The organism is Streptomyces sp. NPDC006551, assembly GCF_040611675.1.
In the GTDB taxonomy this organism is placed as follows: domain Bacteria; phylum Actinomycetota; class Actinomycetes; order Streptomycetales; family Streptomycetaceae; genus Streptomyces.
Genome location: NZ_JBEXOT010000033.1, coordinates 53,451 through 79,770 on the forward strand (window position 1 = coordinate 53,451; position 26,320 = coordinate 79,770).

The window sequence follows — 26,320 nt, forward strand, 5'->3', positions numbered from 1 at the left end:
AAGCGCTTAGACAACTGGGCCCCGCACATCGGAGGAGTCGTACCGTGCGCCGTACCGTATTCAACGAGGACCACGAGGCGTTCCGGGAGACCATCCGCGCCTTCATCGAGGCCGAGGTCGTCCCCGTCTACGACGAGTGGTTCGCCGCGGGCCAGGCGCCGCGCGAGTTCTACGACAAGCTCGGCGAGCTGGGCATCTTCGGCATCAACGTCCCCGAGGAGTTCGGCGGCGCGGGCCTGGACACGCACAAGTTCGAGGCCGTCCTCTACGAGGAGACCGCGCGCGCGGGCGTCCAGTTCGGCGGCTCCGGCGTGCACGTGCTGCTCGCCCTGCCGTACCTCAAGATGCTCGCCACCGACGAGCAGAAGAAGCGTTACCTCCCGAAGTTCGTCTCCGGTGAGGAGATGTGGGCCCTCGCGATGACCGAGCCGGGCACCGGCTCCGACGTCGCGGGCATGAAGACCACCGCCAAGCTCTCCGAGGACGGCACGCACTACGTCCTCAACGGCGCCAAGACCTTCATCACCGGCGGTGTGCACGCCGACCGTGTGATCGTCTGCGCCCGCACCTCCGCGCCCACCGCCGAGGACCGCCGCTTCGGCATCTCGCTCTTCGCCGTGGACACCAAGTCCGAGGGCTACTCCATCGGCCGCAAGCTGGACAAGCTCGGCCTGCGCACCTCCGACACCGCCGAGCTGGCGTTCGTCGACGTCAAGGTGCCGGTCGAGGACCTGCTCGGCGAGGAGGGCAAGGGCTTCTACTACCTCGGCCACAACCTCGCCTCCGAGCGCTGGGGCATCGCCTTCGGGGCGTACGCGCAGGCCAAGGCCGCCGTCCGGTTCGCGCAGCAGTACGTGCAGGAGCGCACGGTCTTCGGCAAGCCGGTCGCGCACTTCCAGAACACCAAGTTCGAGCTGGCCGCCTGCCAGGCCGAGGTGGACGCCGCCGAGGCCGTCGCCGACCGCGCCCTGGAGGCCCTGGACGCGGGCGAGCTGACGCCGGCCGAGGCCGCCTCCGCCAAGCTGTTCTGCACCGAGGTCGCGCATCGCGTCATCGACCGCTGCCTCCAGCTGCACGGCGGCTACGGCTACATGAACGAGTACCCGATCGCCCGCCTGTACGCCGACAACCGCGTCAACCGCATCTACGGCGGCACCAGCGAGATCATGAAGTCGATCATCGCCAAGTCGATGGGTCTGTAAGTGCCCGAAGCTCTGGACGCTCTGCTCGATCTGCTCGACCTGGAGCAGATCGAGCAGAACTTCTTCCGGGGCCGGTCCCGCTCGGCCGTCGTACCCCGCGTCTTCGGCGGCCAGGTGGCCGCCCAGGCGCTGGTCGCGGCGGGCCGGACCGTTCCCGAGGACCGGCTCGCCCACTCCCTGCACGCGTACTTCCTGCGCGCCGGGGACCCGGGCGCGCCGATCGTCTACACGGTCGACCGCATCCGCGACGGCCGCTCCTTCACCACCCGCCGGGTCGTCGCGGTCCAGCACGGGCAGCCGATCTTCCACCTCTCCGCGTCCTTCCAGACGTACGAGGAGGGGCTGGAGCACCAGGCGGGCATGCCGGCCGCGCCGGATCCGGAGACCCTGCCGACGGCGGCCGAGACGCTGCCGCGCCATCTGCCGGGCCCGGTCGCCGAGCGGCTGATCGAGGCGCGGGCGGCGGTGGACCTGCGGTACGTCGACACGCCCCCGTGGGGCAGCGTCGGGGAGCCGCGCGAACCGCGCTCCCAGGTGTGGTTCCGTACCAACGGCAAGCTCGCCGACGATCCGCTGCTGCACGTCTGTCTGGCGACGTACGTCTCCGACATGACGCTGCTCGACTCGGTGCTCCTCGCCCACGGGCGGGGCGGCTGGGCGGTAGGCGACGTGGTCGGTGCGTCCCTGGACCACGCGATGTGGTTCCACCGTCCGTTCCGGGCCGACGAATGGCTGCTGTACGACCAGGAGTCGCCGTCCGCCTCGGGCGGCCGCGGCCTGGGCCAGGCGCGGATCTACACCCGCGACGGGCAGCTGGCGATCTCCGTCATCCAGGAGGGTGTCGTTCGCGTCCCGCGCTGATGATCGGACATACCGTCCAAGCGTGGCCGAGAACGGCGAAAGCACTTTCACGGTGATCGTGGCGGCGGCGGCGAACCTCGGGATCGCCGCCGCCAAGGCCGTCGCGGGTGTCATCAGCGGCTCGAGCGCGATGCTCTCCGAGGCCGCCCACTCGATCGCCGACACGGTCACCGAGGTCATGCTGCTGACCGCGCTCAGGCGGAGCGGGAAACCGGCCGACGAGGACCATCCGCTCGGGTACGGCGGCGAGCGCTACGTCTGGGCGATGCTCGCCGCCGTCGCCACCTTCGTCGGCGGCGCCGTGTTCTCCGTCTACGACGGTGTCCACACGCTCGCCCACGGCGAGGAGCTGGGCGACCCGCTCGTCTCGTACGTCGTGCTCGGCATCGCCTTCGTCCTGGAGAGCTTCTCGCTGCGGACCGCGATCCGGCAGGTCAAGGGCGAGGCGACCCGGGTGAGGGCGCCCTTCGGCCGCTATCTGCGGCTCACCCCCGACACCACCGTCAAGGCCGTGGTGATGGAGGACTCGGCCGCGCTGGCGGGGCTGATGCTGGCGGCCGCCGGTCTGCTGGGTGGCCAGATCACCGGCTCGGGGGTCTGGGACGGCATCGCGTCCCTCCTGATCGGCGCGCTGCTGGTGTACGTCGCGTGGGTGCTGGGCCGCTCGAACGCGGAGCTGCTGATCGGCCGCCCGCTGCCGGGGCGGATGCGGGAAGAGGTCCGCGAGGAGCTGCTGTCCGTGCCGCACATCATGGACGTCCTCGATCTGACGACGCTGATCCAGGGGCCGGACGAGGTCATGATCGCGGCGAAGATCGACTTCCGGGACGTGGCGTCGGCGGAACAGATCGAATGGGCCTGCGAGGAGGCGGACCAGCAGCTGCGCGAACGCTTCCCGGCGATCCGCCGGGTGTACCTCGACCCCACGCCGACCCGCCGCCCATGAGGGACCTCCGCCCCGTCACCGTTGTGGGCAAGGTGAGATGCCGGCCGTCAGGCCATCAGGCCCGCCGCGTCCAGGACGTACGCCGTCAGCGGCTCGTAGTAGCGGGGGTCGATGACGTGGTCGTCGAGCGGGACGGTGACCTGCATGGTTCCCTCGGCCTCGCCGAGGAAGAGGGCCGGGTCGTTGCAGTCCGCGTAGCCGATGGAGTCGATGCCGCGCTGTGCCGCGCGGCCGGCCCAGCCGTGGTCGGCGACCACGAGATCCGGCCGCGGCTCGCCCATGAGCTCCAGGCCGTCGAGGACCGCGTTCATGGGTTCCGGCGAGTGCGTGTGCCAGAGGGTCGCGCCCCGCTCGAAGACGGCGACGTCGGCGAACTGCACGACGTACCCCTCGTCGGCCGTGAGCCCGCCGGGGATCCGCACGATCTCGCAGCCCGCCGCCCGCAGCCCGGCGGCGACCCGGCTGTGGACGTCTATCAGCGCGCCCGGGTGGCCGGTCGCGAACAGCACCCGCTCCTTGCCCGCGGCCGCCTTGCGCAGGCGGGCGGCCATCCGGTCGAGACCGTCGACCGTCAGCTCGGGGTCGATGGTGTCCTGTCCGGCCCGGTGGGCGGGATCGTCGTTCACGCCGCACCGCTCGGCCATCACGGCGAGCACGTCCTGCTCGTCGGTCCACCGGTCTCCCAGCTCCAGGCCCAGCCAGTAGTGCCGGTCGCCGTTGGCGAGCTTGCGGTAGTGGGAGAGGTTGTTGTCGCGCGGGGTGGCGACGTCTCCCGCGATCCGGGTCCGGACAAGGTGCTCGACAAGGGCGGGGCGGCTGAGTATCGGCATGGTGCTCATTGTGCCGGGCTCACCGGGGGGCGCCAGACCGGTCCCACCGGCTGGAACGGCCGGGCGCGCCCCTACGCCGTCGCCAGCGCCCCGAAAGCCCCGTGCGCCAGGCGCCTGAGCAGCTCCTCCATGGCCATGCGTCCGAGGGCGCCGAGGTGCGGCGTCGAGTTGAGGAGGCCGAACACCGCGTGCACCGCCGCCCGCGCCTCGCTCTCGGAGGACGCCGGGTACAGCTCGCGTACCACCGCCACCCACAGCTCGACGTACTGCCGCTGCAGCTGCCGCACCCGCTTGCGGTCCTCGTCCTTGAGCCGGTCCAGCTCCCGGTCGTGCAGGGTGATCAGCGGCCGGTCGTCGAGCGCGAAGTCGATGTGCCCGTCGATGAGGGAGCCCAGCACCGCCCGCGGGTCGCCGGTGGTCTCGCCCACCCGCAGCCGCCCGCCGTCCAGCAGCCGCTCGCTGATCCCGACGAGGAGCTCCGCCAGCATCGCGTCCTTGCCCGCGAAGTGCCGGTAGAGCCCGGGACCGCTGATACCGACGGCCGCTCCTATCTCGTCGACGCCCACTCCGTGGAAGCCGCGCTCGGCGAAGAGACGGGCAGCCTCCTTGAGGATCTGCTCGCGTCGCGTCGGGGCGTCGGTCCTGGCGGTCGTGGTCATGGGATCGATTCTAGACAACGCCGTTAGCGGTCGTTAACCTGAACGACATACGTTAACGCTCATTAACCGAGCAAGGGAGCTCAGTCGATGCAGCAGGCACCTGTGCTGACGAGCGCGGCGGATCCCGCCTCGCCGGCCTGGCAGGCCAACGAGGCAGCCCATCACGAGCTGGCCGCGACCCTGCGCGCCAAGCTCGCCGAGGCCGCGCTCGGCGGTGGAGAGAAGGCCCGCGCCCGGCACACCGCGCGCGGCAAGCTGCTGCCGCGGGACCGGGTGGACACGCTTCTGGACCCGGGCTCGCCCTTCCTGGAGCTCGCCCCGCTCGCCGCGAACGGCATGTACGGCGACCAGGCACCGGCCGCCGGAGTGATCGCGGGCATCGGACGGGTCTCCGGCCGTGAGGTCGTGATCGTCGCCAACGACGCGACGGTCAAGGGCGGCACGTACTACCCGATGACCGTGAAGAAGCACCTGCGGGCGCAGGAGGTGGCGCTGGAGAATCGTCTCCCCTGCCTCTACCTCGTGGACTCGGGCGGCGCCTTCCTGCCGCTGCAGGACGAGGTCTTCCCCGACCGGGAGCACTTCGGCCGGATCTTCTACAACCAGGCCCGGATGTCCGGCGCCGGCATCCCGCAGATCGCCGCGGTCCTCGGCTCGTGCACGGCCGGCGGCGCCTACGTCCCGGCGATGAGCGACGAGGCCGTGATCGTACGGAACCAGGGCACGATCTTCCTGGGCGGACCGCCGCTGGTGAAGGCCGCGACGGGCGAGGTCGTGACGGCCGAGGAGCTCGGCGGCGGCGAGGTCCACTCCCGTACGTCCGGGGTCACCGACCATCTCGCCGAGGACGACGCCCACGCGCTCCGCATCGTCCGCAACATCGTCGCGACGCTCCCCGAGCGCGGCCCGCTCCCCTGGTCGGTCGAGCCGGTCGAGGAGCCCAAGGTCGACCCGGCGGGGCTCTACGGCGCGGTGCCGGTGGACTCCCGTACGCCCTACGACGCCCGCGAGATCATCGCGCGGATCGTGGACGGCTCGCGCTTCCAGGAGTTCAAGGCGGAGTACGGGCAGACGCTGGTCACCGGTTTCGCCCGGATCCACGGCCATCCGGTCGGCATCGTCGCCAACAACGGCATCCTGTTCTCCGAGTCCGCCCAGAAGGGCGCCCACTTCATCGAACTGTGCGATCAGCGCGGGATCCCGCTGCTGTTCCTGCAGAACATCTCCGGCTTCATGGTGGGGCGGGACTACGAAGCGGGCGGCATCGCCAAGCACGGCGCCAAGATGGTGACGGCGGTGGCGTGCACGCGGGTGCCGAAGCTGACGGTCGTCGTCGGCGGCTCGTACGGCGCGGGCAACTACTCGATGTGCGGCCGGGCCTACTCCCCCCGCTTCCTGTGGATGTGGCCCAACGCCAAGATCTCGGTCATGGGCGGCGAGCAGGCCGCGTCCGTGCTCGCGACGGTCAAGCGCGACCAGCTCGGGGACGACTGGAGCGCGGAGGACGAGGACGCCTTCAAGGCCCCGATCCGCGAGCAGTACGAGACCCAGGGCAACGCCTACTACGCGACGGCCCGGCTGTGGGACGACGGGGTCATCGACCCGATGGAGACCCGGCAGGTGGTCGGCCTCGCCCTCACCGCCTGCGCCAACGCCCCTCTGAACGAACCCGCCTTCGGCGTCTTCCGGATGTGAGTGACAGATGACCATGTTCGACACAGTTCTGGTCGCCAACCGCGGCGAGATCGCGGTCCGCGTCATCCGTACGCTGCGGGCGATGGGCGTGCGCTCGGTCGCCGTGTACAGCGACGCGGACGCGGACGCCCGTCATGTACGGGAGGCCGACACGGCGGTACGGATCGGTCCGCCGGCCGCCTCCGAGTCCTACCTCTCGGTCCCGGCGCTCCTGGACGCCGCCGCGCGGACCGGGGCCCAGGCGGTCCACCCCGGGTACGGCTTCCTCGCGGAGAACGCCGGGTTCGCCCAGGCGTGCGCGGAGGCCGGCCTGGTCTTCATCGGGCCGCCGGCCTCGGCGATCTCGCTGATGGGCGACAAGATCCGGGCGAAGGAGACCGTGAAGGCGGCGGGCGTCCCGGTCGTGCCGGGCGCCGCCGATCCCGAACTGGAGGCCGCGGCCCGGGAGCTGGGCGCCCCCGTGCTGCTGAAGCCCTCGGCGGGCGGCGGCGGCAAGGGCATGCGCCTGGTGCGCGACCTGTCGACGCTGGAGGAGGAGATCGCGGCGGCGCGGCGCGAGGCGCGGTCGTCCTTCGGCGACGACACGCTGCTGGTGGAGCGGTGGATCGACCGGCCCCGCCACATCGAGATCCAGGTGCTCGCGGACGCCCACGGGAACGTCGTCCACCTCGGCGAGCGTGAGTGCTCGCTCCAGCGACGCCACCAGAAGATCATCGAGGAGGCGCCGAGCGTCCTGCTGACGCCGGAGATCCGCGAGCGGATGGGCGCGGCGGCGGTGGAGGCGGCCCGCTCCTGCGGCTATGTCGGTGCGGGCACGGTGGAGTTCATCGTCCCGGGCGTCGACCCCTCCTCGTACTACTTCATGGAGATGAACACCCGTCTCCAGGTGGAGCACCCGGTGACCGAGCTGATCACCGGAGTGGACCTGGTCGAGTGGCAGCTACGGGTGGCGGCGGGCGAGCCCCTCTCCTTCACACAGTCCGACGTGACGCTCACCGGTCACGCGATCGAGGCCCGGATCTGCGCGGAGGACCCCTCCCGCGGCTTCCTGCCGTCGGGCGGCACCGTCCTGTCGCTGCGCGAGCCGCAGGGCGACGGCGTCCGCACGGACTCGGGCCTGAGCGAGGGCACGGAGGTCGGCAGCCTGTACGACCCGATGCTCTCGAAGGTCATCGTCCACGCCGCGGACCGCCCGACGGCGCTGCGCAAGCTCCGCGCGGCGCTCGCGGAGACGGTCACCCTGGGCGTCCCGACGAACGCGGGCTTCCTGCGCCGCCTCCTCGCCCACGAGTCGGTGGTCTCGGGAGACCTGGACACGGGCTTGGTGGAGCGCGAGGCCGAGGGCCTGGTCCCGAAGTCCGTACCGGACGAGGTCTACGCGGCGGCGGCCGCCGCACGGCTCGCGGGGCTGGCCCCCGCCCCCTCCGCCGGCTGGACCGACCCGTTCTCCGTACCGAACGGGTGGCGCCTCGGCGGCCGTTCGCTCCCCCTGGGCTTCCCGCTGCGAGTGGCGGGACTCGAACCCGTCACCGCGCAGGCGCCCGCCGGGGCGAGGGTCACGGCCGAGTCGGTCACCGTCCACCTCGACGGCCTCACCCACCACTTCCACATCGTCCCCTCCCCGGAGGGGACCTGGCTCGGCAGGGACGGCGACTCCTGGCACGTACAGGATCACGACCCCGTCGCCGCCGCCCTGTCCGGCGCCCGGCACGGAGGCGCCGACACGCTCGCCGCGCCCATGCCCGGGACCGTCACCGTCGTGAAGGTGGCCGTCGGGGACGAGGTGGAGGCCGGTCAGAGTCTGCTCGTCGTCGAGGCGATGAAGATGGAGCACGTCATCTCCGCCCCGCACGCCGGCACCGTCACCGAGCTGGACGTCACGCCCGGCACCACCGTCGCCATGGACCAGGTCCTCGCCCTGGTGACCCCCAGGGAGGAATCATGACCACGGGCCTGCCCATGAAGGTGCCCGCCCCCGGGCTCCCCGCCCGCGTGCGGATCCACGAGGTCGGGCCCCGCGACGGGCTGCAGAACGAACAGACGGTCGTCCCGACCGCCGTCAAGGCCGAGTTCGTCCGGCGGCTCGCCGGGGCCGGACTCTCCACCGTCGAGGCCACCAGCTTCGTGCATCCCAAGTGGGTGCCCCAGCTGGCCGACGCCGAGGAGCTGTTCCCCCTCCTGCGGGGCGTCCCGGCACGCCTTCCCGTGCTCGTCCCCAACGAGCGCGGCCTCGACCGTGCCCTCTCCCTCGGCGCCCGCGAGATCGCCGTCTTCGCCTCCGCCACCGAGTCCTTCGCCAAGGCCAACCTCAACCGGACGGTCGACGAGGCCCTCGCCATGTTCGCGCCGACCGTCACCCGGGCCATAGAGCAGGGCCTGAAGGTCCGCGGCTATCTCTCGATGTGCTTCGGCGACCCGTGGGAGGGCCCGGTCCCGGTCGAGCAGGTCGTCCGGGTCACCAAGGCCCTGGCCGACATGGGCTGCGACGAGCTGAGCCTGGGCGACACCATCGGCGTCGCCACCCCGGGGCATGTGAAGGAGCTGCTCACGGCCCTGAACGAGGGCGGGGTGCCCACCTCCCGTCTCGCCGTGCACTTCCACGACACCTACGGCCAGGCCCTCTCCAACACCCTCGCCGCGCTCCAGCACGGCGTCACCACCGTCGACGCCTCCGCAGGCGGCCTCGGCGGCTGCCCGTACGCCAAGAGCGCCACCGGCAACCTCGCCACCGAGGACCTCGTGTGGATGCTCGACGGCCTCGGCATCGAGACCGGGGTCGATCTGGCCGCCCTCACCGCCACCAGCGTGTGGATGGCCGACCAACTGGGCCGACCGAGCCCTTCCCGTACCGTCCGCGCGCTCGCGGCGAACTCTCACAAGGAGTCCTAGCCATGTCCCTCGACCACCGGCTCTCCGAAGAGCACGAGGAACTCCGCCGCACCGTGGAGGAGTTCGCCCACGACGTCGTCGCCCCGAAGATCGGCGACTACTACGAGCGCCATGAGTTCCCGTACGAGATCGTCCGCGAGATGGGGCGCATGGGCCTGTTCGGCCTGCCCTTCCCGGAGGAGTACGGCGGCATGGGCGGCGACTACCTCGCCCTCGGCATCGCCCTGGAGGAGCTCGCCCGGGTCGACTCCTCCGTGGCCATCACCCTGGAGGCGGGCGTCTCGCTCGGCGCGATGCCGGTCTACCGCTTCGGCACCGAGGAGCAGAAGCAGGAGTGGCTGCCCCGGATGTGCTCCGGCGAGATCCTGGGCGCGTTCGGCCTGACCGAGCCGGGCGCCGGCTCGGACGCCGGCGGCACCCGCACCACCGCCGTACGCGACGGGGACGAGTGGGTCATCAACGGCTCCAAGTGCTTCATCACCAACTCGGGTACGGACATCACGGGTCTGGTCACCGTCACCGCCGTCACCGGCCGCAAGCCGGACGGCCGCCCGCTGATCTCCTCGATCATCGTGCCCTCCGGCACCCCCGGCTTCACGGTCGCCGCCCCCTACTCCAAGGTGGGCTGGAACGCCTCGGACACCCGCGAGCTGTCCTTCGACGACGTACGGGTCCCTGCGGCGAACCTGCTGGGCGAGGAGGGCCGGGGATACGCGCAGTTCCTCCGCATCCTCGACGAGGGCCGGATCGCGATCTCGGCGCTGGCCACCGGTCTCGCGCAGGGCTGTGTCGACGAGTCGGTGAAGTACGCCAAGGAGCGCCATGCGTTCGGGCGTCCGATCGGCGACAACCAGGCCGTCCAGTTCAAGATCGCGGACATGGAGATGCGGGCCCACATGGCCCGGGTCGGCTGGCGGGACGCGGCGTCCCGGCTGGTGCTGGGCGAGCCGTTCAAGAAGGAGGCGGCGCTGGCGAAGCTGTACTCCTCGACAGTGGCCGTCGACAACGCCCGTGAGGCGACCCAGATCCACGGCGGCTACGGGTTCATGAACGAGTACCCGGTGGCGCGGATGTGGCGCGACTCCAAGATCCTGGAGATCGGCGAGGGTACGAGCGAGGTGCAGCGCATGCTGATCGCGCGGGAGTTGGGCCTGCCTGCCTGACCGGGCCTCAATCGTTCCGGCTCCCCGGCTTTACGGGCTCCCCGGTTGTTCCGGCGCCTCGGCTTTACGGGCTCCCCGGTTGTTCCGGCTCTCCGGGGAGCCGGAACAACTCGGTGCGACTGCGCATGCGGGGGCTCGGGGCCTCCGGGCCGGCCGGACCTGTGAGCTTCTGGTGGTGGCCGCCCTCTCTCCGAGTGTGGCGGGCTCCACCGTCGCCTCAAGGGCGCTCCTACGTCGCGTCGGCTGGGCCGATTCCGCTGCGCTCCACCCTTGACCCGCCGCCTCCACCCGCCTTTTCACACTCGGAGGGCGGCCCGGGGGGTGGCCACGCCCGGGGCCCGTCCGGCGCGCAGCGCCGTGGGCGGGCGTCGGACCCGTGGGTGGGATTGCGCGGCAGTTGAATGGGGCGGTGACGGCGGCGCTTGGCGTCCTGCGGCCGGTGGGCGGCTGGGCTTCATGCCCCGCTGGTCACCCCCGGTGGGTGGTGGCGGATCCTGCCCCCGGTCGCTCCCGGGTGGCCGGTGACCATTCATGCCCCCCTGGTCACCCCCGGCGGGCGGTGGCGAATCCTGCCCCTCGTAGTCCTGTGGCGCAGAGCGCATCCGAACCACGAACGCAGCCGCGAGCCGGCGTGTCCGCTCCGCGAGCGGGGGCGAAGCCCCGGCGCCGGGGAAGCGACCCCTGGCCCGCACCAACCCCCAGCCCCCGGCAGGGTTTCGGGAAGGGGCGGGGTGGGGGAACCAAAAGGCCTCCACCGCGAGCCCCGCAGTGACCGCAACCCCTCCCTACTCCCGGTAACTCATGGAGCAAAGGGGGTGAACTGGAACAATCTCGCCAGCCAGCGCCGATGATGGCGCGCTTGCGGTCGTGCCGGGACCATCCAACCCCCACCACCCATCGACAGTGACCAGCGGGGCATGAAGCCCAACTCACCGACGGTCGCATCCCGCTGAGCACCGCCGGGCCGCCCCATTCAACTGCCGCGCAATCCCACCCACGGGCCCGCGCTCGCCGAGACGGCCGGAACCACGGACGGGCCCCCGGCGCCGCCACCCCCCGGCCGCCCTCCGAGTGTGAAAAGGCGCCCGGAGCCGGCCGGTCAAGGGTGGAGCGAAGCGGAATCGCGCAGCGACGCGACGAAGGAGCGCCCTTGAGGGGCCGGCGAAGGGCGCCACACTCGGAGAGAGGGCGGCCGACCCAGAAGGCCGCCGGGGCCCGCCGCCACGGTCAGCCCAGGCGCCCCTCGGCCGCCGCGCTCACGAACGCGGTGAACGCGGCCGGCGCGGCCAGGAAGACGGGACCCTCAGGCTTCTTGGAGTCCCGGACGGCGACATGGGCGGTGAGGTCGGCGACCTCGACGCAGTCGCCGCCGTTGGGGCCACTGAAGGACGACTTACGCCAAGTGGCGGTGCCGAGCGGGGCGCACTCGACGCAGTCGCCACCGTCCGAGCCGCTGTACGACGACTTACGCCAGCGCAGGACCTGGCTGGTGCCCATACCGTTCCTCCATCACGCGTGCGATCAGCGCCGCCGAGTCCTCCCGGGACAGGGCCGTGGCCTGAAGCCGAGCGTAACCGACGGAACGTTCCCTGATCACTTGCGGATTGGCCGTCATGTGGCCACCGCCGTAGATCGGCGCATAGAAGAGGTCCGGGTCGTCCTCGAACCGCAGCAGGTTGAACGAGCCCATCATCCCAGCGTGCTGTCCGGCCGAGAATGGAAGCACCTGAACGTGGACCCATGGGTGGTTCACATAACTCAACAACCGTCGGAGTTGATCTCGCATGACCTCACGGCTGCCGATCTCCAGACGCAGCGAACCCTCGTCCAGCACCACGCAGAGCACAGGCGGGTGCTCGCGCTCCAGAATCCGCTGACGCTCCATCCGCGCCGCGACCATGGCGTCGAGCTTGTCGGGGTGGTCGACTCCGAGGACCGCCCGCGCGTACTCCGGCGTCTGGAGCAGGCCGTACACCAGCTGCGCCTGGTACGTCGAGATGTACGTCGCCTTCGCCTCCATCTCCGCGTACGGCTGGAACCAGTTCGGCAACTGGCTCTTCAGCACCAACCCCACCAGCCGCGAGAACACCCCGCCCGTCATCAGCGCCGCGTCCAGCTGTTCGGAGAACCTCCGCGTCGGGACCTTCTTCGCCGTCTCTATCTGGCCGATCAGCGACGCCGTGCAGAAGACGATGTCGCCCAACTGCGCCTGGTTGAGCCCCGCCTCCTCCCGCAGGCGGCGGAGCTCCGCTCCGTAGTAGTCCAGCGGTGACGCGCTGGGGTCGAGGCTGCGGATGTTGACCACGACGAGGTCACCCCCAAGCTCACGCCGCGAGGCGTTGTGTTCGGTCCGTAGCCGAGCGTAACGACCCACCCCCACCCTGGAGGCATGAATCAGGCAACTGACCTCTATCCGACGGAACTTCAGGCGAGCTACCGCATGGGCTTCACCGTCGGTGAGCACTCCGCCGGTCACATGCGCCGCATCCTCCGCATGTTCCTCATCCGTTGGGGGCTCGACCACCTCACCGACGCCGCCGAGCTGGCGCTCACCGAACTCGTCGCCAATGTCGTACGGCATGCCCCCGGCCGGCGCTGCACCGTCCTGATCCTGCGGGAGCCGTACGGACTTCGCGTGGAGGTGGCCGACTCGGCGCCCGGGCCGCTGTACGCCAAGGCGGCGGAGCCGCTCGCGGAGGGCGGGCGAGGGCTCACGCTCGTCGAGGCCGTGACCGATCGGTGGGGCGTGGAGCCGTGCGCAGACGGCAAGACGGTGTGGTTCGAGTGCGACTCACAAAGCCCAGAGAACCCACAAGCTCACTGAACTCACAAAGCTCACAAAGCTCATGGAACAGAGCGCGGTCTATGCCAGGCGCATGTGACGTACGCCTACGAACCCGGCCCTACTGATCCACGTGAGGTTAGGCTAACCTACCCTCGAATTGCCCAGCCCAGGCCGACCCCGGCACGTATCGAAAGCGACTTCGCCATGCCCAGCAACGCCCGAGCCACTCATCTCACCCGTCGCGGCCTCCTCGCCGCGGGCGGCGTCCTCGGGCTCGGCGCCGCGCTCGCCGCCTGCGGAAGCGAGACCAAGTCCGGTACCGGCACCGCCGAGAAGTCCGGCTCCTGGGAGTTCAAGGACGACCGCGGCCAGGTCGCCAAGTCCGCGTCCACGCCGAAGAACATCGTCGCCTTCACCGGCACGGCCGCCGCCCTGCACGACTTCGGCGTCGAGGTCGCGGGCGTCTTCGGTCCGACCACGGTCAAGGACCCCAAGACGAACGAGGACAAGCCCGACGTCCAGGCCGGCGATCTCGACATCAAGAAGGTCAAGATCATCGGCAACGTCTGGGGCGAGTTCAAGATCGAGGAGTACCTCAAGCTCAACCCCGAGCTCCTCATCACGGACATGTGGGAGAAGAACGACCTCTGGTACGTCCCGGCCGAGCAGAAGGACAAGATCCTCAAGGTCGCCCCGAGCGTCGCGCTGTGGGCCGCCGACCACTCGATGCCGCAGGTGCTCCAGCGCCACGCCGACCTCGCCGCCTCGCTCGGCGCCGACGTCAAGACCAAGAAGATCCTCGACGACAAGGCCCGCTTCGAGGCCGCCGCCGAGCGGGTGCGCAAGGCCGCCAAGGGCAAGAAGGACATCAAGGTCCTGATCGGCTCCGGCTCCCCCGACCTGTTCTACGTCTCCACCCCGGTCCGCCCGACCGACACGCTCTACTTCAAGGAGTTGGGCGTCAACATCGTCGTCCCCACCAAGCTCGACCAGGGCGGCTGGTTCGAGGGTCTGAGCTGGGAGAACGTCGACAAGTACCAGGCCGACATCATCATGCTCGACAACCGCACCTCGGCCCTGCAGCCCGAGGCCCTGAAGGCCAAGCCGACCTGGGCCGCACTCCCCGCCGTCAAGGCCGGCCAGGTCATCCCGCGCGTGACCGAGCCCATCTACTCCTACGCCAAGTGCGCCCCGCTCCTGGAGGACCTGGCCAAGGCCCTGGAGAACGCGAAGAAGGTGTCCTGACCCGATGACGACCGCCGAGACCGCTCCGTTCCAGTTCTTCTCCCTCCAGGTCGACCGGACGAGGCGGCTCGGCCCGTCCCTGGTCCGGATCACCTTCACCGGGGAGGACCTGAAGTCCTTCGCCTCCGGGGGCCGCGACCAGTCGCTCTCCCTCTTCCTGCCCCATCCCGGGCAGCCGGAGCCCGTTCTGCCGCCGCTGGACACCCCGGACCTGTACGCCGTCCTCGGCGCCTGGCGGGCGATGCCCGACGACGAGCGCGCCGTGATGCGTTCGTACACCGTCCGCGAGCAGCGCACCGCACCCGACGAGGTCGACATCGACTTCGCGCTGCACGAGGACGGCGGCCCGGCCTGTCGCTGGGCGCAGCACGCCAAGCCGGGTGACAAGGTCGTGGTGCTCGGCCCGGCGGTGGCCGAGAACACGGGCGTCCGCTTCCGGTTGCCGGCAGACGCCGACTCCGTACTGATCTGGGCCGACGAGACGGCCCTGCCGGCGGCCTCCGCCGTTCTCGAGTGGCTGCCGGCCGAGACCCGGGCCCAGGTGTATCTCGAAGTCCCGTACTCCGGGGACCGCCTGGAGCTCGCGACGGAGGCCGACGCCACCGTCACCTGGCTGGTCCGTGAGGAGGGCGCGCCGTCGGCCGTGGACGCGGTGCGCGGCGCCGAGCTGCCCGGCGAGGCTCCGTACGTGTGGATCGCGGGCGAGTCGGGCTCCGTGAAGGCGCTGCGCCGTCACTTCGTGAACGAGCGTCAACTGGACCGTCGTCGCGTCACATTCGTCGGCTACTGGCGCAAGGGGCTGAGCGAGGACGCCCTGCGCGAGGCCCCGGACGACGAGTCGTAGCCGTACGGAACACCCGCTTCCCGAGGGGGGCGAGGGATGTTGCGACGCGAAGTTAGGTTAGGCTAACCTCACTTCGTAAGTCGCTCCCTCGCCCCCCTTCTTCTGTCCGGAGGAAGCGACCGAGTCCCCGTCCCTCCGGGAGGACCCCGCATGCGCTCGCACCTGCTCAACGACGCCACGGCGGAGAGCTATCGACGCTCCGTCATCGAAGGAGTCGAGCGGGTGGCGGAGAAACTCGCCACGACCCGACGCCCGTTCACCGGCGTCACCCCCGCCGAACTGGCCCCGTTCGTCGACGCCGTCGACCTCGACAAGCCGCTCGGCGACTCCTCCGCCGCTCTCGACGAGCTGGAGAGCGTCTACCTCCGCGACGCCGTCTACTTCCACCACCCGCGCTACCTGGGCCACCTCAACTGCCCGGTCGTGATCCCCGCCGTTCTCGGCGAGGCCGTCCTCTCGGCGGTCAACTCCTCGTTGGACACCTGGGACCAGAGCGCCGGCGGCACCCTCATCGAGCGCAAGCTCATCGACTGGACCACCGGCCGGATCGGCCTCGGACCGGCCGCCGACGGCGTGTTCACCAGCGGCGGTACGCAGTCCAACCTCCAGGCGCTGCTGCTGGCCCGCGAGGAGGCCAAGACGCGGGACCTGGCGAAACTCCGCATCTTCTCCTCCGAGTGCAGCCACTTCAGCGTCCAGAAGTCGGCCACCCTCCTCGGCCTCGGCGCCGACGCCGTCATCTCCATCCCGGTCGACCGCACCAAGCGCATGCAGTCCGTCGTCCTCGCCGCCGAGCTGGAGGCCTGCCGCGCCGAGGGCCTGGTCCCGATGACGATCGTCGCCACCGCCGGCACCACCGACTTCGGCTCCATCGACCCGCTGCCCGAGATCGCCGCCCTGGCCTCCGAGTACGGCGCCTGGATGCACGTGGACGCGGCCTACGGCTGCGGACTGCTCGCCTCCCGTACTCGCCGCCACCTCCTGGACGGCATCGAGCGGGCCGACTCGGTCACCGTCGACTACCACAAGTCGTTCTTCCAGCCGGTGAGCTCCTCCGCCGTCCTGGTCCGCGACGGCGCCACCCTGCGCCACGCGACCTACCACGCGGACTACCTCAATCCTCGTCGTACGATCGCCGAGCAGATCCCCAATCAGGTCGACAAGTCGCTGCAGACCACCCGCCGCTTCGACGCGCTCAAGCTGTGGATGACGCTGCGCGTGATGGGCGCCGACGGGGTCGGCGAGCTCTTCGACGAGGTCTGCGACCTGGCGCGGGCCGGCTGGGACCTGCTCGCCGCGGACCCGCGCTACGACGTGGTCGTCCAGCCGCAGCTGTCCACGCTCGTCTACCGCTACGTCCCCGAGGCCGTCACCTCCCCCGCGGAGATCGACCGGGCCAACCTCTACGCCCGCAAGGCGCTCTTCGCCTCGGGCGAGGCCGTCGTCGCCGGGACCAAGGTCGACGGCCGCCAGTACCTGAAATTCACCCTGCTCAACCCCGAGACGACCGTGGCCGACATCGCCGCCGTCCTCGATCTGATAGCCGGCCATGCCGAGCAGTACCTGGGAGAGAACCTTGTCCACGCCTGACACCTACGACTTCATCGGCATCGGGCTCGGTCCGTTCAACCTCGGCCTGGCCTGCCTGACCGAGCCGATCGACCATCTGAACGGCCTCTTCCTGGAGTCCAAGCCCGACTTCGAATGGCACTCGGGCATGTTCCTCGAAGGCGCCCACCTCCAGACGCCGTTCATGTCGGACCTGGTGACCATGGCCGACCCGACCTCGCCGTACTCCTTCCTCAACTATCTGAAGGAGAAGGGCCGGCTCTACTCCTTCTACATCCGCGAGAACTTCTATCCCCTGCGGACGGAGTACAACGACTACTGCCGCTGGGCGGCCGCCAAACTGAGCAGCATCCGCTTCTCCACGACCGTCGCCTCCGTCTCGTACGACGAGAGCAGCGAGGAGTACGTCGTCGCGACCGAGGCCGGAGAAACGTTCCGCGCCCGCCGGATCGTGCTGGGCACCGGCACCCCGCCGCACCTGCCCGAGCCCTGCCAGGGCCTCGGCGGCGACCTGATCCACAACTCGCGCTACCTCCCGAACAAGGAGGCGCTCCAGAAGAAGAAGTCGATCACCCTCGTCGGCAGCGGCCAGAGCGCGGCGGAGATCTACTACGACCTGCTGTCCGAGATCGACGTCCACGGCTACCGGCTCAACTGGGTGACCCGCTCCCCGCGCTTCTTCCCGCTGGAGTACACCAAGCTCACCCTGGAGATGACCTCGCCGGAGTACGTGGACTACTTCCACGCGCTGCCCGAGCGGACCCGCTACCGCCTGGAGACCCAGCAGAAGGGTCTCTTCAAGGGCATCGACGGCGAGCTGATCGACGCCATCTTCGACCTGCTCTACCAGAAGAACCTGGCGGGCCCGGTCCCCACCCGGCTGCTCACCAACTCGGCCCTGCTCTCCGCCGCGTACGACGACACGAGCGGCACGTACACGCTCGGCTTCCACCAGGAGGAGCAGGAGAAGGACTTCACGGTGGAGACCGAGGGCCTGATCCTCGCCACCGGCTACAAGTACGCCGTCCCCGCCTTCCTGGAGCCGGTCCGCGACCGCCTCAAGTGGGACGGCCAGGGCCGCTTCGACGTGGCCCGCAACTACTCGATCGACACGACGGGCCGCGGCGTCTTCCTGCAGAACGCCGGTGTGCACACGCACTCCATCACCTCGCCCGACCTGGGCATGGGGGCGTACCGCAACGCCTACATCATCGGAGCGATGCTGGGCTCCGACTACTACCCCGTCGAGAAGACCATCGCTTTCCAGGAGTTCGCGGTATGAGCACCACCCTCACCACCCCCGGCATAGGCACCTTCGCCTTCCGGCCCCTCGACCCGCTGGCCGACGCCGAGCTGATCCACCCCTGGGTCACCCACCCCAAGGCCGCCTTCTGGTTGATGCAGGACGCGAAACTGCAGGACGTCGAGCGCGAGTACATGGCGATCGCGGCGGCCGAGCACCACGACGCCTTCCTCGGTCTGCACGACGGCGAGCCCGCCTTCCTCATGGAGCGGTACGACCCCTCGAAGGTCGAACTGGTCGGTCTGTACGACGCCCTGCCCGGCGACGTCGGCATGCACTTCCTGGTCGCCCCGAGCGACACCCCCGTACACGGCTTCACCCGCGCCGTCATCACCGCCGTGATGCGCGAGCTGTTCGCCGACCCGGCGACCGCCCGGGTCGTCGTCGAGCCGGACGTCCGCAACACCGCCGTCCACGCCCTCAACGCGGCCGTCGGCTTCGTCCCCGAGCGGGAGATCGCCAAGCCGGAGAAGAACGCGCTGCTCAGCTTCTGCACCCGCGCCCAGTTCGAGGCGGCCATGGGCGGTGCCGCATGAGCAGCCCCGTCTCCCACCTGACGCCCGAACGCTGGGCCGACGCCAACCGCGCGCTGATCCGCAAGGGCCTGGCCGAATTCATCCACGAGCGGTTGCTCGACCCGCGGGAACTGGGCGAGAGCCGCTACAAGGTCCTCAGCGACGACGGCACGATCGAGTACCGCTTCACCGCCGACCGGTTCGCGCTCGACCACTGGCAGGTCTACCCCGAGTCGATCAGCTGCCACCGCGGCGAGGAGCAGCTCCCCCTCGACGCGCTGCGGTTCATCACCGAGCTGCGCGGCTCGCTGGGCCTGAGCGACGAGATCCTGCCGGTCTATCTGGAGGAGATCTCCTCCACCCTGGCCGGTACGGCGTACAAGGCGACCAAGCCGCGCGTCTCCGCCGCCGAGCTGGCACGCGCGGACTTCCAGGCGATCGAGACCGGGATGACCGAGGGCCACCCCTGTTTCGTCGCCAACAACGGCCGGCTCGGCTTCGGCGTGGACGAGTACCGCGCGTACGCCCCCGAGGCCGCGACGCCCATCCATCTGATCTGGCTGGCGGCGCGCCGCGACCGCACCACCTTCACGGCGGGCGCGGGCCTGGAGTACGAGACCTTCATCCGCGCCGAGCTGGGCGACAAGGCGGTCGACGGCTTCGCCGCGACCCTCGCCGAGCGGGGCCTGGACCTGGCCGACTACCTGCTGATGCCGGCCCATCCCTGGCAGTGGTGGAACAAGCTGTCCGTCACCTTCGCCGCGGAGGTCGCCCAGGAGCGCCTGGTCTACCTGGGCGAGGGCGACGACGCCTATCTGGCGCAGCAGTCGATCCGTACCTTCTTCAACACCTCCGACCCGGCCAAACACTATGTGAAGACGGCGCTGTCGGTCCTCAACATGGGCTTCATGCGCGGGCTCTCGGCGGCGTACATGGAGGCCACCCCGGCGATCAACGACTGGCTGCACGGCCTCATCGAGGCCGACTCCGTCCTCAAGGCGGCACGGTTCTCGATCATCCGGGAGCGGGCCGCGATCGGCTACCGGCACCTGGAGTACGAGGCCGCCACCGACCGCTACTCGCCCTACCGGAAGATGCTCGCCGCGCTCTGGCGCGAGTCGCCGGTGCCGTCCCTGGCACCCGGTGAGCGGCTCGCGACCATGGCCTCGCTGCTCCATGTCGACCACGAGGGCGCCTCTCTGGCGGGCGCGCTGGTCAAGGACTCGGGCCTGGCCCCGACCGAGTGGCTGCGCGGCTATCTGGACGCGTACCTGCTGCCGCTGCTGCACTGCTTCTACGCCTACGACCTGGTCTACATGCCGCACGGCGAGAACGTGATCCTCGTCCTCGACGAGCGGGGCGCGGTCGCCCGGGCGATCTTCAAGGACATCGCCGAGGAAATCTGCGTCATGGACCCGGACGCGGTCCTGCCGCCCGCGGTGGAGCGGATCCGGGCCGAGGTCCCGGAGGACATGAAGCTGCTGTCGATCTTCACGGACGTCTTCGACTGCTTCTTCCGTTTCCTCGGGGCGACGCTGGCGGCGGAGGGCGTGCTGGACGAGGACGCGTTCTGGCGGACGGTCGCGGAGTGCGTGCGCGGCTACCAGGAGTCGAAGCCGGAGCTGGCGGACAAGTTCGCGCAGTACGACATGTTCGCCGAGACGTTCGCGCTGTCGGCCCTCAACCGGCTCCAGCTGCGCAACAACAAGCAGATGGTGGACCTGGCGGACCCGTCGGCGGCGCTCCAGCTCGTCGGCGACCTGGTGAACCCGATCGCGCGGTTCGCCCACTGAGACCGGCGAGGGCCCGGGCGGAGTTTACGGTCCTCCGCCCGGGCCCTCGCCGTAGCATCCCCCCTCCATTCAGGTGATCACGCTGTGTCACCGCATGGATCGCGTCGACTACCCACCGCAGCTGTGCCAGGTTGGCCCCGGGCCGGACCCGCCGGCCGGTAGCGGAGGTGCTGACGCCGTGATGTCTCGAATCGCCCGTGTCCTCGTCGGAACGGCGGTGGCCTTGGCCCTCGCCGGGACGGCCGCCTGCGGGGGCGGCGGCGGGGGCGACGGGACGGAGACCACGGCCTCGCCGACGGAGACGCAGCCGACGCAGCCACAACAAGGCGACACCCTGGGGACCGTCTTCCCGGGGAAGGGCGGAGGCGGTCAGGCCGCCCCGGTCCGCGTGCCGACGGCCAAGGTGAACCAGCGGACGGGCGGGAAGCTGAAGTTCCGCAACGTCAGCGGCGGGGACGTGAGCATGGGAGATCCGGAGCCGCAGCCCGATAACCCCAGCAAAGGGCAGACATTGGCGGGGCGCGGTAACTGCCCCGATCCACTGCCCGACGGGCAGGAGTGTGAGATGACCCTCATGCACACGTCGTACGTCGCGGGGCCCTACTCCGGAGTGGTGACCATCGAGACCTCGGAGGGCGAAACGATCACCGTGCCCTACTCGGGGGAGGCCGTCGAAAACGGCGCCACGAATACCGAGTCGCCGACGACCGACACCCCGCTCCCCACCGATCCGACCCCGACCGACACCACGCCGACCGACATCACGCCGACCGACACCACAACGGTGGACCCCGGGACCGAGTCCGAGATCATCCCGTGACAGGCGGGGTCAGGGCGAGGTCAGCTCCACGCGCAGGGTCTCGTCGTCGGGCAGCACGACCGTCAGATAGTCCATGGTCCGCGAGGCGTACGAGACCAGATAGAAGCGGGACGGAGACTTCACGAGCAGGCGGAATCCGAGGTATCGGTGCCGGTACGGGCCCCTTCCGGCGCCCATGTCCCGGTACTTGATGGCCGTCGCGTTGTGGACGATCGGGATGTGCGAATAGACCACCACGTGCAGGCTCTCCTGAAACCCCCCTTGGATCTCCTCCCAGGCATGGGTCTGCCCCTGCATCGTCACGTACCGGGACGTGCCGAAGAACAGGCTCAGGGCCAGCAGTCCGATCAGCAGGGCACCGCCCGCGGACCACATCCGATCGGCGGTCCCTTCGTGCCGGTCCGGGTCGTCCACGCTCGCCTGAAGACGCTGCTGCACGGAGAAGAACGCCAGGGTGGCGCCCAGCGCCGCTACGAGCGACGGGACGATCGGGGTCACCCACCAACTCGCGGGGAGAGGGACCGGAAGCCCTCCGAAGAAGAGTGGAAATCCCAGCAGCACCATGAGGATGCCGACGACGAGTAGCCACCGGCTCACCGTCCGGCGCCGGCGCTCCTTCCCCGGACTGGCCAGCACATGGCCGATCCGGCCGAGCACCAGCAGCACGGACAGTCCGCAGACCAGCAGGAACCACACCGGGCCGAAGACCGCGTCCGGGCTCTTGGCCAGGTAGGCCTGGACGGAGAGCTGGAGGTCGGCCGCGGGCACGCCGAAGCTGGCGTAGTAGGCGTCGGTGTACACGCTGCCGAAGTAATAGAGCAGCCCGACGGCGGCGGTGCCCGGCGCCACCACGTACGCCGCTTTGTCGAAGAAGGTCCCCGTCGGCGGCGGCGGTGCCGACGCCGGGGACGCGGGTGGTGGCGCGGGCTCCGGCGCCGGCGGTGGCGCCGGATGTGGCTCGGGCGTCGGCGCGGGCTCGCGCGTCGGCCCGGACGGCTCCCCTTGCGGCACGGACATGCCGTCAGTCTCGGGGCCGCCGCCCGGCCGCGCACGCAGAGCGCGCCACCCGGCTGACCTCCGGCTACGGCCTACCGCCTACCGCCACGGAACCTGCGGCGAGCGGTAGAAGCCGATGCCCAGCGCCTCGAACCTCGGCCCCTGCTGCGCCAGCCGCTCCCGGTACGCCGCCCAGTCGTGCGTGGCCGCCGGCGACCAGCCCAGTTCGGCGATGCCCGGCAGGCGCGGGAACGCCATCTGGTCGATGTGGGCGCTTTCGGAGACCGTCTCCGTCCACAGCGGCGCCTCGACGCCCGCGATGGCCGACTCGGGCAGGCCGGGCAGGAGGGTGGCGGGGTTCCAGTCGTAGGACCGCTGGACCTCGACGTAGCCGGCCCACGAGAGGCCGAGCTTGGTGTCCTTGGTGTACTTCATGTCGAGATAGGCCCGGTCGGCGGGCGAGAGGATCACCTTGGTCCCGGCCCGCGCGGCCGCCGCGACCTGCTCCTTCTCGGCACCCGACGAGCGGTCGAGGCCCCAGTACTGCGCGAGCGCGCCCTCGGCCGGCCGCGCCCCGGTCAGCTGGTGCCAGCCGATGACGGTCTTGCCGTACTTCGCCACGATCGGCTGCACCCGGTCCATGAAGGCGACGTAGTCCTCGTGGGTGGTGGAGTGCGCCTCGTCGCCGCCGATGTGGAGGTGCTTCCCGGGGGTCAGCGCGGCGAGTTCGCGGATCACGTCGTCCACGAAGTCGTACGTGACCGGCTTCGGCACGCACAGCGAGCTGAAGCCGACGGCGGTGCCGGTGTAGAGCGGCGGCGCGACGCCGTCGCAGTTCAGCTCGGCGTACGAGGCGAGGGCGGCGTTGGTGTGTCCGGGCAGGTCGATCTCGGGGACGACCTCCTGGTAGCGGGAGGCGGCGTAGCGGACGATCTCCTTGTAGTCGTCCTTGGTGTAGTAGCCGCCGGGGCCGCCGCCGACCTCGGTGGAGCCTCCGTAGGTGGCGAGCCGGGGCCAGGAGTCGATGGCGATGCGCCAGCCCTGGTCGTCGGAGAGGTGCAGATGCAGCTTGTTGATCTTGTAGAGGGCGAGCTGGTCGATGTAGCGCTTGACCTCGTCGACGGTGAAGAAGTGCCGGGAGACGTCGAGCATCGCGCCCCGGTAGGCGTAGCGCGGGGTGTCGGTGATGGTGCCGCCCGCGACCGTCCAGGGTCCCGGCTGCACCGTGTCCTTCTCGACGGCGGCGGGCAGCTGCTGGCGCAGGGTCTGGACGCCGCGGAAGAGTCCGGCGGGCCGCTGGGCGGTGAGGGTGACGCCTCCGGGGCCGGACGTCAGCCGGTAGCCCTCCTCGCCGAGCGCCCTGTCGCGGGGCGCCAGACGCAGCAGGATGCCGCCGCGTCCCCTCTTCTCGTCGACGACGGGCAACGGGTGGCCGGTGGAGGGGCGGAGCACGCCGGCCAGGTAGTCGCCGATGGCACGGGACTCACGGGAGTCCTCGTCGACCCGGATCCGGGTGGCGGCGGTGATGGCGTACGGGGCTCCGCCGGGCGCCACGGAGGCGGGGGCGGGGACGATCTGGCCGAGCGGGCGTGTGGCGGGTCCGGCGGCCGGGGCGATAGCGGGCACGGCGGCTCCGACGGAGGAGATGCCGGCCGCGGCGACGAGCAGCAGGGCACCGAGCACACGGGGGAACGTTCTGCGCTGTTTCACAGGCATGGTCCCTTTCAACGGGCTTCGCGACTGTGGGGATGCGTATCCGGTCGGTCACCATCCGTACCGTGCGCCCCAACCCCGGTCAAGGTGTAGACCAATTTCAGGGGCCGAAAGTGTCGATCATGAGAGGCTCTGCCCGATAGCGGGCAGGTTTCTTGCAAAGAACCACCGGGACCCCTCAGTATTCACGGGTGCTCGAACGCCGCCCGTCACACGACGACCTCATCGACCATCTGGTGCGCAGCACCGCGCTCCAGCGCGGTGAGGCGGCCCGCGTGGTGCTCGACGTGCTGGCGTACTTCGACGAGTCGACCGAGGACTTCGTCCGTCGGCGCCACCGGGAACTGCAGTCCCGTGGAGCCGTGAACGCGGAGATCTTCGAACGCATCGCGGCCGAACTGCCGCACCGCGCGGTGGCGCCACCGGAGCTCTCGCTCCGACAGCTGCGCCGCATCGTCTACGGCTGAGTGGCCGAGCACACCCACTGACTTGGAGGGGTTAAACCTTTATGTGCGGAATTGTCGGTTACATCGGAAAGCGTGACGTCGCCCCGCTGCTGCTCGAAGGACTGCAGCGGCTCGAGTACCGGGGGTACGACTCCGCCGGCATCGTCATCACCAGCCCGAAGGCCAGCGGCCTGAAGATGGTCAAGGCCAAGGGCCGGGTCCGCGACCTGGAAGCCCGCGTCCCCAAGCGCTTCACCGGCACCACCGGCATCGCCCACACCCGCTGGGCCACCCACGGCGCCCCCAGCGACATCAACTCGCACCCGCACCTGGACCCCGAGAACAAGGTCGCCGTCGTCCACAACGGCATCGTCGACAACGCCTCGGAGCTGCGCGCCAAGCTGGAGGCCGACGGCGTCGTCTTCGCCTCCGAGACCGACACCGAGGTCATCACCCACCTGATCGCCCGCTCCCAGGCCACCACCCTGGAGGAGAAGGTCCGCGAGGCGCTCAAGGTGATCGACGGCACGTACGGCATCGCCGTCATGCACGCCGACTTCAGCGACCGCATCGTGGTGGCCCGCAACGGCTCCCCGGTCGTCCTCGGCATCGGCGAGAAGGAGATGTTCGTCGCCTCCGACGTCGCCGCCCTGATCGCCCACACCCGCCAGGTCGTCACCCTGGACGACGGCGAGATGGCCACCCTCAAGGCCGACGACTTCCGTACGTACACGACGTCGGGCGCGTCGACCACCGCCACCCCGGAGACCGTGGAGTGGGAGGCCGCCTCCTACGACATGGGCGGTCACGACACGTACATGCACAAGGAGATCTCCGAGCAGCCCGACGCGGTCGACCGCGTGCTGCGCGGCCGGATCGACGACCGCTTCTCCACCGTCCACCTGGGCGGCCTCAACCTCGACGCACGCGAGGCCCGCACCATCCGCCGGATCAAGATCCTCGGCTGCGGCACCTCGTACCACGCCGGCCTCATCGGCGCGGGCCTGATCGAGTCCATGGCCCGCATCCCGGCCGACGCCGAGCCGGCCTCGGAGTTCCGCTACCGCAACCCGGTCGTGGACCCCGACACCCTCTACATCGCCGTCTCGCAGTCCGGCGAGACGTACGACGTGCTCGCCGCCGTCCAGGAGCTCAAGCGCAAGGGCGCCCGCGTCCTCGGCGTCGTCAACGTCGTCGGCTCGGCGATCGCCCGCGAGGCCGACGGCGGCGTGTACGTGCACGCCGGCCCGGAGGTCTGCGTCGTCTCCACCAAGTGCTTCACCAACACTGTCGTCGCCTTCGCCCTGCTCGCCCTGCACCTGGGCCGCATCCGCGACCTGTCGGTGACCGACGGCAAGCGGATCATCGAGGGCCTGCGCAAGCTGCCCGAGCAGATCAGCGAGATCCTGAAGTCCGAGGACGAGATCAAGAAGCTCGCCGCGGAGTACGCGGGCGCCCAGTCGATGATGTTCATCGGGCGCGTACGCGGCTACCCGGTCGCGCTCGAGGCCTCCCTGAAGCTCAAGGAGATCTCGTACATCCACGCCGAGGCGTACCCGGCCTCCGAGCTGAAGCACGGTCCGCTCGCGCTGATCGAGCCGGCCCTGCCGACGGTCGCCATCGTCCCCGACGACGACCTGCTGGAGAAGAACCGCGCCGCGCTGGAGGAGATCAAGGCCCGCAGCGGCCGCATCCTCGCCGTCGCGCACCAGCCGCAGGAGAAGGCCGACCACACCATCGTCGTGCCGAAGAACGAGGACGAGCTGGACCCGATCCTGATGGGCATCCCGCTCCAGCTCCTCGCCTACCACACGGCGCTCGCCATGGGCCGCGACATCGACAAGCCGCGCAACCTGGCCAAGTCCGTCACGGTCGAGTAGCGGTCTTTCGGGCCTGTCCCCCGAGAACCGCCGTCTTCGGGCCTGTCCCCCGAAGACTCGGCCGGACACCGAGCGGTCCCGGGGGGCCCGGGGCCCCGGGCCGCGCGCGGGTGGGGGGGGGGGGAGATGGGAAGGACGGGGGGGGGGGGGAGAGGGGAAACAGAGA

23 protein-coding genes are annotated in these 26,320 nt (G+C 70.3%); 17 read left to right on the top strand and 6 right to left on the bottom strand.

Features of this window, described 5'->3' with window-relative positions; genetic code table 11:
- The first annotated feature begins 44 nt into the window (after positions 1-44).
- Genes ABZY12_RS25175 through ABZY12_RS25185 form a run of 3 tightly spaced genes read left to right on the top strand, consistent with a single transcriptional unit; the run spans position 45 to position 3,009 of the window.
- Positions 45-1,202 (top strand): acyl-CoA dehydrogenase family protein, encoded by a 1,158-nt coding sequence (locus ABZY12_RS25175; RefSeq protein WP_356894039.1) that lies wholly within the window; start codon positions 45-47, stop codon positions 1,200-1,202.
- A complete protein-coding gene (locus ABZY12_RS25180) occupies positions 1,203-2,063 on the top strand; it encodes an acyl-CoA thioesterase II (protein WP_356894041.1) in 861 nt (286 codons plus the stop codon).
- A 22-nt stretch (positions 2,064-2,085) separates the two neighbouring features.
- Positions 2,086-3,009, top strand: coding sequence for a cation diffusion facilitator family transporter (locus ABZY12_RS25185; protein WP_356894043.1), 924 nt, complete (start codon positions 2,086-2,088; stop codon positions 3,007-3,009).
- Between the two features lie 47 nt (positions 3,010-3,056).
- Here ABZY12_RS25185 and ABZY12_RS25190 read toward each other — a convergent pair whose 3' ends face one another.
- A complete protein-coding gene (locus ABZY12_RS25190) occupies positions 3,057-3,839 on the bottom strand; it encodes a phosphatase (protein ID WP_356894045.1) in 783 nt (260 codons plus the stop codon).
- Positions 3,840-3,910: 71 nt separating this feature from the next.
- Positions 3,911-4,498, bottom strand: a complete 588-nt coding sequence (locus ABZY12_RS25195) for a TetR/AcrR family transcriptional regulator (RefSeq protein WP_356894047.1) — start codon at positions 4,496-4,498, stop codon at positions 3,911-3,913.
- Positions 4,499-4,585: 87 nt separating this feature from the next.
- Here ABZY12_RS25195 and ABZY12_RS25200 point away from each other — a divergent pair, with 87 nt between their 5' ends.
- Genes ABZY12_RS25200 through ABZY12_RS25215 form a run of 4 tightly spaced genes read left to right on the top strand, consistent with a single transcriptional unit; the run spans position 4,586 to position 10,245 of the window.
- Positions 4,586-6,193 carry a carboxyl transferase domain-containing protein gene (locus tag ABZY12_RS25200; RefSeq protein ID WP_356894049.1) on the top strand — a complete coding sequence of 536 codons (1,608 nt, stop codon included), beginning with the start codon at positions 4,586-4,588 and terminating at the stop codon, positions 6,191-6,193.
- A 7-nt stretch (positions 6,194-6,200) separates the two neighbouring features.
- Positions 6,201-8,138 carry an acetyl/propionyl/methylcrotonyl-CoA carboxylase subunit alpha gene (locus ABZY12_RS25205; RefSeq protein WP_356894051.1) on the top strand — a complete coding sequence of 646 codons (1,938 nt, stop codon included), beginning with the start codon at positions 6,201-6,203 and terminating at the stop codon, positions 8,136-8,138.
- Positions 8,135-9,082 (top strand): hydroxymethylglutaryl-CoA lyase, encoded by a 948-nt coding sequence (locus tag ABZY12_RS25210; RefSeq protein WP_356894053.1) that lies wholly within the window; start codon positions 8,135-8,137, stop codon positions 9,080-9,082. Before ABZY12_RS25205 ends, ABZY12_RS25210 begins: the two co-directional genes overlap by 4 nt.
- A 2-nt stretch (positions 9,083-9,084) precedes the next feature.
- Positions 9,085-10,245, top strand: coding sequence for an acyl-CoA dehydrogenase family protein (locus tag ABZY12_RS25215; RefSeq protein WP_356894055.1), 1,161 nt, complete (start codon positions 9,085-9,087; stop codon positions 10,243-10,245).
- Between the two features lie 1,227 nt (positions 10,246-11,472).
- Here the strand turns inward: ABZY12_RS25215 and ABZY12_RS25220 are convergent.
- Both ABZY12_RS25220 and ABZY12_RS25225 read right to left on the bottom strand, forming a co-directional pair.
- A complete protein-coding gene (locus tag ABZY12_RS25220) occupies positions 11,473-11,742 on the bottom strand; it encodes a DUF397 domain-containing protein (RefSeq protein WP_356894057.1) in 270 nt (89 codons plus the stop codon).
- Positions 11,711-12,550: a helix-turn-helix transcriptional regulator gene (locus ABZY12_RS25225; protein WP_356894059.1), complete on the bottom strand. Its 840-nt coding sequence runs from the start codon at positions 12,548-12,550 to the stop codon at positions 11,711-11,713. Before ABZY12_RS25225 ends, ABZY12_RS25220 begins: the two co-directional genes overlap by 32 nt.
- An 84-nt stretch (positions 12,551-12,634) precedes the next feature.
- On the opposite strand from ABZY12_RS25225, the gene ABZY12_RS25230 reads away from it, so the two are divergent.
- The 8 genes from ABZY12_RS25230 (at position 12,635) to ABZY12_RS25265 (ending at position 21,119) form a co-directional block, all read left to right on the top strand.
- Positions 12,635-13,069 (top strand): ATP-binding protein, encoded by a 435-nt coding sequence (locus tag ABZY12_RS25230; RefSeq protein ID WP_356894061.1) that lies wholly within the window; start codon positions 12,635-12,637, stop codon positions 13,067-13,069.
- A 165-nt stretch (positions 13,070-13,234) separates the two neighbouring features.
- Positions 13,235-14,275, top strand: a complete 1,041-nt coding sequence (locus ABZY12_RS25235; RefSeq protein ID WP_356894063.1) for an ABC transporter substrate-binding protein — start codon at positions 13,235-13,237, stop codon at positions 14,273-14,275.
- Between the two features lie 4 nt (positions 14,276-14,279).
- The gene (locus tag ABZY12_RS25240; RefSeq protein WP_356894065.1) at positions 14,280-15,119 is read left to right on the top strand and encodes a siderophore-interacting protein; all 840 of its coding nucleotides are present in this window, start codon (positions 14,280-14,282) and stop codon (positions 15,117-15,119) included.
- Positions 15,120-15,269: 150 nt separating this feature from the next.
- Positions 15,270-16,709, top strand: coding sequence for an aspartate aminotransferase family protein (locus ABZY12_RS25245; RefSeq protein ID WP_356894067.1), 1,440 nt, complete (start codon positions 15,270-15,272; stop codon positions 16,707-16,709).
- The gene (locus ABZY12_RS25250; protein WP_356894069.1) at positions 16,669-17,970 is read left to right on the top strand and encodes a lysine N(6)-hydroxylase/L-ornithine N(5)-oxygenase family protein; all 1,302 of its coding nucleotides are present in this window, start codon (positions 16,669-16,671) and stop codon (positions 17,968-17,970) included. The genes ABZY12_RS25245 and ABZY12_RS25250 overlap by 41 nt, the downstream gene beginning before the upstream one ends.
- Positions 17,967-18,527: a GNAT family N-acetyltransferase gene (locus tag ABZY12_RS25255; protein ID WP_356894071.1), complete on the top strand. Its 561-nt coding sequence runs from the start codon at positions 17,967-17,969 to the stop codon at positions 18,525-18,527. The genes ABZY12_RS25250 and ABZY12_RS25255 overlap by 4 nt, the downstream gene beginning before the upstream one ends.
- Positions 18,524-20,299, top strand: coding sequence for an IucA/IucC family siderophore biosynthesis protein (locus ABZY12_RS25260; RefSeq protein ID WP_356894073.1), 1,776 nt, complete (start codon positions 18,524-18,526; stop codon positions 20,297-20,299). Before ABZY12_RS25255 ends, ABZY12_RS25260 begins: the two co-directional genes overlap by 4 nt.
- A gap of 181 nt (positions 20,300-20,480) precedes the next feature.
- Positions 20,481-21,119 carry a hypothetical protein gene (locus tag ABZY12_RS25265; protein WP_356894075.1) on the top strand — a complete coding sequence of 213 codons (639 nt, stop codon included), beginning with the start codon at positions 20,481-20,483 and terminating at the stop codon, positions 21,117-21,119.
- Between the two features lie 9 nt (positions 21,120-21,128).
- Here ABZY12_RS25265 and ABZY12_RS25270 read toward each other — a convergent pair whose 3' ends face one another.
- Positions 21,129-22,136, bottom strand: a complete 1,008-nt coding sequence (locus ABZY12_RS25270; RefSeq protein WP_356894077.1) for a hypothetical protein — start codon at positions 22,134-22,136, stop codon at positions 21,129-21,131.
- A 78-nt stretch (positions 22,137-22,214) separates the two neighbouring features.
- Complete coding sequence (locus tag ABZY12_RS25275) at positions 22,215-23,825, bottom strand: beta-N-acetylhexosaminidase (protein WP_356894079.1); 1,611 nt, start codon at positions 23,823-23,825, stop codon at positions 22,215-22,217.
- 194 nt (positions 23,826-24,019) lie between these two features.
- Here ABZY12_RS25275 and ABZY12_RS25280 point away from each other — a divergent pair, with 194 nt between their 5' ends.
- Positions 24,020-24,295 carry a hypothetical protein gene (locus ABZY12_RS25280; protein ID WP_356894081.1) on the top strand — a complete coding sequence of 92 codons (276 nt, stop codon included), beginning with the start codon at positions 24,020-24,022 and terminating at the stop codon, positions 24,293-24,295.
- A 41-nt stretch (positions 24,296-24,336) separates the two neighbouring features.
- Positions 24,337-26,154, top strand: a complete 1,818-nt coding sequence (gene glmS, locus ABZY12_RS25285) for a glutamine--fructose-6-phosphate transaminase (isomerizing) (protein ID WP_356894083.1) — start codon at positions 24,337-24,339, stop codon at positions 26,152-26,154.
- Positions 26,155-26,320 lie beyond the last annotated feature (166 nt).

Coding starts and splice junctions, on each gene's coding strand:
- ABZY12_RS25190 (WP_356894045.1), bottom strand. CDS start 3,839: ATGCCGATACTCAGCCGCCCCGCCCTTGTCGAGCACCTTGTCCGGACC.
- ABZY12_RS25195 (WP_356894047.1), bottom strand. CDS start 4,498: ATGACCACGACCGCCAGGACCGACGCCCCGACGCGACGCGAGCAGATC.
- ABZY12_RS25200 (WP_356894049.1), top strand. CDS start 4,586: ATGCAGCAGGCACCTGTGCTGACGAGCGCGGCGGATCCCGCCTCGCCG.
- ABZY12_RS25205 (WP_356894051.1), top strand. CDS start 6,201: ATGACCATGTTCGACACAGTTCTGGTCGCCAACCGCGGCGAGATCGCG.
- ABZY12_RS25210 (WP_356894053.1), top strand. CDS start 8,135: ATGACCACGGGCCTGCCCATGAAGGTGCCCGCCCCCGGGCTCCCCGCC.
- ABZY12_RS25215 (WP_356894055.1), top strand. CDS start 9,085: ATGTCCCTCGACCACCGGCTCTCCGAAGAGCACGAGGAACTCCGCCGC.
- ABZY12_RS25220 (WP_356894057.1), bottom strand. CDS start 11,742: ATGGGCACCAGCCAGGTCCTGCGCTGGCGTAAGTCGTCGTACAGCGGC.
- ABZY12_RS25230 (WP_356894061.1), top strand. CDS start 12,635: ATGAATCAGGCAACTGACCTCTATCCGACGGAACTTCAGGCGAGCTAC.
- ABZY12_RS25235 (WP_356894063.1), top strand. CDS start 13,235: ATGCCCAGCAACGCCCGAGCCACTCATCTCACCCGTCGCGGCCTCCTC.
- ABZY12_RS25240 (WP_356894065.1), top strand. CDS start 14,280: ATGACGACCGCCGAGACCGCTCCGTTCCAGTTCTTCTCCCTCCAGGTC.
- ABZY12_RS25245 (WP_356894067.1), top strand. CDS start 15,270: ATGCGCTCGCACCTGCTCAACGACGCCACGGCGGAGAGCTATCGACGC.
- ABZY12_RS25250 (WP_356894069.1), top strand. CDS start 16,669: ATGCCGAGCAGTACCTGGGAGAGAACCTTGTCCACGCCTGACACCTAC.
- ABZY12_RS25255 (WP_356894071.1), top strand. CDS start 17,967: ATGAGCACCACCCTCACCACCCCCGGCATAGGCACCTTCGCCTTCCGG.
- ABZY12_RS25260 (WP_356894073.1), top strand. CDS start 18,524: ATGAGCAGCCCCGTCTCCCACCTGACGCCCGAACGCTGGGCCGACGCC.
- ABZY12_RS25265 (WP_356894075.1), top strand. CDS start 20,481: ATGTCTCGAATCGCCCGTGTCCTCGTCGGAACGGCGGTGGCCTTGGCC.
- ABZY12_RS25270 (WP_356894077.1), bottom strand. CDS start 22,136: ATGTCCGTGCCGCAAGGGGAGCCGTCCGGGCCGACGCGCGAGCCCGCG.
- glmS (WP_356894083.1), top strand. CDS start 24,337: ATGTGCGGAATTGTCGGTTACATCGGAAAGCGTGACGTCGCCCCGCTG.